The organism is Streptomyces sp. NRRL B-24085, assembly GCF_001282115.1.
In the GTDB taxonomy this organism is placed as follows: Bacteria; Actinomycetota; Actinomycetes; order Streptomycetales; family Streptomycetaceae; genus Streptomyces.
On the sequence record NZ_LJBR01000231.1, the window covers coordinates 1 to 2,733 of the forward strand.

The following is a 2,733-nucleotide window of genomic DNA, read 5'->3' on the forward strand; positions in this document are numbered from 1 at the left end:
GCCCCCCGAACAGCGCCACCAGCCCCTCGTCCAGTTCCGCGCCCACCGTTTCCTCGTCCGGGGCGACGACCGTGTAGGTGCGGGCCAGGAAGCGGGTCAGGTCCGCGGTGGTGAAGCTGAGGACAGCGACGCCCTGCTCGGTGTGGAACTCGACGTACGTGTGGGCCGGACCGGCCGGGCGGACGCGGACGTTGCCGATGCCGGCCGGGGTGCGCAGCCCCTCGCCGAGCAGGACGCGGGCGAACGTCCACGTCGTGACCTCGCCGTCGACCGTGACATGTGGCGGGAAGTCGATGTGCACGGCCGGCGGCTCGGCTGAGGTGTAGCGCAGGGTCGCGGGGATCGCGAGCTCGTGGCCCGCGGCCGTGATCAGGCGGGCGCCTGTCGGCTGCTGGAGGGTGACGTGCATGAGGGGCTCCAAGGGGGTGGGGGCACGGGCCGGGTGTGGCCGTCGAGCAGTGAGACCACCCCAGGTGCCCGCGCATTACGCCGTTCTTGAAGGACCCTTGTATGACTCGCGTCACACGGAGCCGAGAAGCGCCTGTTCAGGAGCGCTCACGGGGAGGGGCGCAGCCCCAGCGGGCCCGCGATCTCCTCCACCATCACCTTGCCCGCCTCGAACTCCAGCGTCTCGTCGCCCATCGCCTGGTCGGTGTCGAGGCCGTCCAGTTCGGCCAGCGGCTGGTTCAGGCGCACGTGCGCCACCACCGACTGGAGGGCCCGCAGGGTCGCGGACGCCGTGGAGCCCCAGTTGGAGAAGTAGGAGAACTGCCACCACCACAGGGCCTCCGTGGTGCGGCCCGCGCGGTAGTGGGCCATGCCGTGGCGCAGGTCGGTGATGACGTCGGTCAGGTCGTCGGAGATCCGGGCCGGGACCGGGGCCTTGCGCGGCTCGTAGGGGTCGAAGACCTCGGAGTAGACGTCGATCGGGTCCAGCAGCCGGGCCAGGTTCTCGCGGAGTTCGTCCACGTCGGCGTCCGGGCCCGTGTCGGGCTCGTAGCGCTCGTCGGGGACGATGTCCTCGTGGGCGCCGAGGCGGCCGCCGGCCAGCAGGAGCTGAGAGACCTCCAGGAGCAGGAAGGGGACGGCCGAGTCGGGTTCGTCGCCCTTGGCCACCTCCATGACGGCCACCAGGAAGCTCTCGACCTGGTCGGCGATCTGGACCGCGAAGTCGTCGGGGTCCGGGGCGGTCGCGTGCAGTGTGGCGTCAGACATCTAGGAGTCGTCTCCCCTCGAAGGCGCGGCCGAGGGTCACCTCGTCCGCGTATTCCAGGTCGCCACCCACCGGGAGGCCGCTGGCCAGGCGGGTGACCTTGAGGCCCATGGGCTTGATCATGCGGGCGAGGTACGTCGCCGTGGCCTCGCCCTCCAGGTTCGGGTCGGTGGCCAGGATCAGCTCCGTGACCGTCCCGTCGGCCAGGCGGGCCAACAGTTCTCGTATGCGCAGATCATCGGGTCCCACACCCTCGATCGGGCTGATCGCCCCGCCCAGGACGTGGTACTTGCCACGGAACTCCCGGGTGCGCTCGATCGCGACCACGTCCTTCGGCTCCTCCACCACACAGATGACGGAGGGGTCGCGGCGGGTGTCGCGGCAGATGTTGCACAGCTCTTCCTGCGCGACGTTGCCGCAGGTCGCGCAGAAGCGGACCTTGGCCTTGACCTCCATCAGGCACTGCGCGAGCCGCCGTACGTCCGTCGGCTCCGCCTGGAGGATGTGGAAGGCGATCCGCTGGGCGCTCTTGGGACCGACGCCGGGCAGCCGCCCCAGTTCGTCGATGAGGTCCTGGACCACGCCTTCGTACAACGGACTGCCGTCCTTCCTGGGGTTCCTTGCGATACGTACGCTAGTTGGCCGACACCCGACTTCGAAAGACGGGCCCCCTAGAAGGGCAGGCCGGGGATGCCGCTGCCGCCGCCGAGGCCCTGGGCGAGCGGGCCGAGCTTCTGCTGCTGGAGGGTCTGGGCGTTCTCGTTCGCCGCCTGGACGGCCGCCACGATCAGGTCGGCGAGGGTCTCGGTGTCCTCCGGGTCCACCGCCTTCGGGTCGATCTTCAGCGCGCGCAGCTCGCCGGCGCCGGTGACGGTGGCCTTCACCAGACCGCCGCCCGCCTGGCCGTCGACCTCGGTCCTGGCGAGTTCCTCCTGCGCGTTCGCCAGGTCCTGCTGCATCTTCTGGGCCTGCTGGAGCAACTGCTGCATGTTGGGCTGGCCACCACCGGGGATCACGATCAGCTCCTGTGTCCGTACAGCTTCGTGGGCGAGGTTTTCCTCCCTGGCACGAGCCTACGTGGTCGGGACGGGCGTCGCCGCAGCACTCTTTCGAGTGAGTCGACCTGGAGTCCTATACCTGATCAAGGCCCTCTTCCGAGCGGAAAAGCGACCAAAGCACCCCCTTCGCCACCCATTGGGCGGTAGGAAGGATCCCCGCACATCAGCATCAGGCGTCACGCAGGGTGACCGATCAGTAGGGAGCGCCGGGTGGGTCAGCCGGAGATGCAGCCCGAGGGCCCGCCTCAGGACGGACGGGCCGATCTGGCCGGGCGGACGTTTCCGCTCGGCGACTGGGGCGAGCCCGCCGTACGGCTGGACGAGCTGTACCGGTGGGTGGAGCACGGGGCGCTGGCGACGGCGTCCTGGTATCTCGCGGACCGGGTGGGGAAGCGGCGCTGCGCCCGGGCCCTGCGGGCGCAGCGCCGCTTCCCCACCCGGTCCGCGAGATACCAGGACGCC

At 70.3% G+C, this 2,733-nt stretch carries 5 protein-coding genes; 1 reads left to right on the top strand and 4 read right to left on the bottom strand.

From position 1 onward, the window contains the following. The 4 genes from AOJ26_RS24280 to AOJ26_RS24295 all read right to left on the bottom strand — a co-directional run. The coding region (locus AOJ26_RS24280; protein WP_053850473.1) for an SsgA family sporulation/cell division regulator at positions 1-409 on the bottom strand (409 nt) is incomplete at its 3' end. Positions 410-555: 146 nt separating this feature from the next. Further along, complete coding sequence (locus AOJ26_RS24285) at positions 556-1,215, bottom strand: DUF5063 domain-containing protein (protein WP_053850474.1); 660 nt, start codon at positions 1,213-1,215, stop codon at positions 556-558. Next, positions 1,208-1,807: a recombination mediator RecR gene (gene recR, locus AOJ26_RS24290; RefSeq protein WP_053850475.1), complete on the bottom strand. Its 600-nt coding sequence runs from the start codon at positions 1,805-1,807 to the stop codon at positions 1,208-1,210. Before recR ends, AOJ26_RS24285 begins: the two co-directional genes overlap by 8 nt. A gap of 77 nt (positions 1,808-1,884) precedes the next feature. After that, a complete protein-coding gene (locus AOJ26_RS24295; protein ID WP_059209072.1) occupies positions 1,885-2,229 on the bottom strand; it encodes a YbaB/EbfC family nucleoid-associated protein in 345 nt (114 codons plus the stop codon). A gap of 252 nt (positions 2,230-2,481) precedes the next feature. Here AOJ26_RS24295 and AOJ26_RS24300 point away from each other — a divergent pair. Continuing rightward, the coding region (locus AOJ26_RS24300) for an SLATT domain-containing protein (RefSeq protein WP_143663669.1) at positions 2,482-2,733 on the top strand (252 nt) is incomplete at its 3' end.